This is a genomic window from Candidatus Jordarchaeum sp., assembly GCF_052745115.1.
Genome location: NZ_JBRAKS010000463.1, coordinates 1 through 2,570, shown reverse-complemented (window position 1 = coordinate 2,570; position 2,570 = coordinate 1). Strand labels below are relative to the sequence as shown.

General features: G+C 40.7%; 2 protein-coding genes. Both read right to left on the bottom strand.

The window, feature by feature from the left end:
- Nucleotides 1–91 precede the first annotated feature (91 nt).
- The gene (locus ACUVXA_RS19620) at nucleotides 92–1,396 is read right to left on the bottom strand and encodes a phenylacetate--CoA ligase family protein (RefSeq protein ID WP_445872984.1); all 1,305 of its coding nucleotides are present in this window, start codon (nucleotides 1,394–1,396) and stop codon (nucleotides 92–94) included.
- Between the two features lie 386 nt (nucleotides 1,397–1,782).
- On the bottom strand, nucleotides 1,783–2,490 hold the full coding sequence (locus tag ACUVXA_RS19615; protein WP_445872983.1) for a hypothetical protein: 708 nt from the start codon (nucleotides 2,488–2,490) through the stop codon (nucleotides 1,783–1,785).
- Between the last annotated feature and the right edge of the window lie 80 nt (nucleotides 2,491–2,570).

Sequence of the window (2,570 nt, the reverse complement as noted above, 5' to 3'; positions counted from 1 at the left end):
CGGGGAAACTTGTTGAGCAAAACACAAGCATATACTTCCCGTATACGGTAAAAAAGGGAGTCGATATATGACTCCAATTTTTAAACTGTTTTTAATCGAATTTTCTCAAATCAATTATTTGTTCTTTAGTTTCTTTTATTAGTCCTTTTGGAACTAGTTCAACTTCCGCTCTAACACGAATCATTTCTTTAAACTCGTCCTCCAGGATCTTTTTCGCCTCAATAGCGTCCTTTGGTAGAGTTTCCCCTGTTCCCTCAAATTCGATTCTAATGGTTAGAACATCAGATAGCTGTGGTCGGTCAACAATGGCCTCATAATTTCCGAGTTCAGGATGCTTCTGTATAGTAGTTTTTATATTAACCGGGTGAACAAACATTCCCTTAACCTTGGTCAGCTGATCCACTCTACCCAGTATTCTCAAAAGTTTTGGTGATGTCCTTCCACACCCACACTTCTCCTCAGAAAGCACCGAGCCATCACCGGTTCTGAAGCGTATAAAGGGACTGGCCAACTTGTGGGGAAGAGTTACTGTAACATCTCCCTCTTCTCCCGGGGCCACCGGCTCTAGAGTTTTAGGATCAATAAGCTCCACTAATAGTGTTTCTTCCAAGTGCATGCCCGAAACCTCCGGACACTCTCTTGAGATACCACCCACATCTGCAGTTCCGTACATCTGACGTGCTATCATGTCAAAGGTATTTTCCAAGTGTTTTCTAAGGCTCTCGGGTAGCGGTTCAGCAGTAAATAGGCCCGCCTCTAATTTGAGGTCATTTTTGGGATCGATTCCTCCTTTCTTGGCTTCCTCTCCTATCATTGCTAGAAATGAAGGTGTTCCGGTATAGGCTGTTGCTCCCAAGTCTCTCATAATTATTGCTTGAAACACAGTTTGGCCAATTCCCACCGGGATAACGGTGCATCCCATGTGTCTCAGACACATGTGTAGCCCGAGACCTGCTGGCACAAGATGATACAGGAAGGCATTGTGTACAATGTCCCCAGGCCTTAGACCACATGAAAAAGCAGCCTTCGCCCCCGCCTCTATTAATTTCTCTTCCTCCCCTGCCGTACCTCCCTCATATATTGGGCCAGGGGAAATGAATATCTCTGAAAGCTCGTTAAGGGGAACGGCTAATAGTCCTCCAAAGGGTGGATCCTTTTTCTGTGCCTCTTGCAGTTCCGGTTTCGTAATGAGTGGGATTTTGGTAACGTCATCTCTTGATTTAATGTCTTCTGGGGTTAATCCTGCATCCTTGTATAATTTTTTGTAGAAGGGTGAGTTATTGTAGGCGTGTTTAAATATAAACACCAGATTCTTATCGTCTATTCTGCGCTTCTCCTCCTTACTCATAGTTTCTTCCGGCTCGTTCCAAAAACCCTTATTTCTATCAACTTTCATAACTTTCTCCTCAACTAACAAGCTGTGTTTTTATTAGATTTTAGTAACCACTATTATAAAGCTTTGCATAAAACGGGAATGCGAAATATAATAGGTGTGTTTTTGTAAGGGAGGTATTGTTTTTGTTTATGGGTTGCTTGTAAATGAGGCTTTATAAGCCTTTTTTCCCGATTTCAAGACTTATTATAGGAGTTAGGGAAAACACTTCCGAATATCAAAATCCAAAAATTCACACCTACTTTATTATTTTAAACGTGAAAATAGATTTTTTGTATTTAATCAACAAGTAGAGAGTTTATGGGAGAAAAGAGGAAGCTAAAATAAAATATTCTTTTTGGTTTCGGTGTGGAACTTCCTTCGAAAGTCGCACACACTCGAATAGGGAATTAGAACATGAAACATCTAGCTACACAATTTGGTTTATCAAATATTGAGATAGTGTAGTCCCACTCACGATCCGTAGCCTTTTTCAGATATTGGCACACAAGCGCAAAGACTCCGCATACCATTCTACCATCTGCCCTTTTTAATAAGCCCTCATTCAAAGCTAATCGGCAGGCATCCAAAAAGTAACAATCTTGAAAGAGCACATCTATGCTTCCATCTTCATTTTCTTTGTATCCCATTTGAAGGGGAGCTACTTTCATCTCAATCGTGGCCCTGCGAAGCTTTGAAAGGACATTTTCTACATCAATTTTTATTAGGTCACTTCTCAGATCATCGTTCGATTCCATCACCCTTCTTGAAATACCCCTATCCATGAGCCGAGTTCCCGCACCTCGATGGCCCTCGAACTTTTTTTCAGTTTTAAACTGGGCCCAAAGCACTACCCAGTAAGGTGGGAATTTGCCCTCTTTTGAGAGTAGATACTCTGTCAACTGGTCCAAGGTTTTAATATCGGGCTTTTCTTCTCCGATTTGGCTTGATATCAAACGTAAAGCGTAATCTATTACTTTTGCAGTGAATACGGGACCGTACATATTTTCTTGTGCCTTAACTCCATTCATGACTAATTCTGTGATGGCCCTTGTATCGGGTTGTACACACGGAGCCTCCTCAAACATTTTGAAATCAGAAATGTTAAAGTCTACCACTTTCCAACACATCACTTATTTTATTCTAACTCTAATTATCTTATATTTAAAAAGGTTTATTTATAATATAAGTATTACTC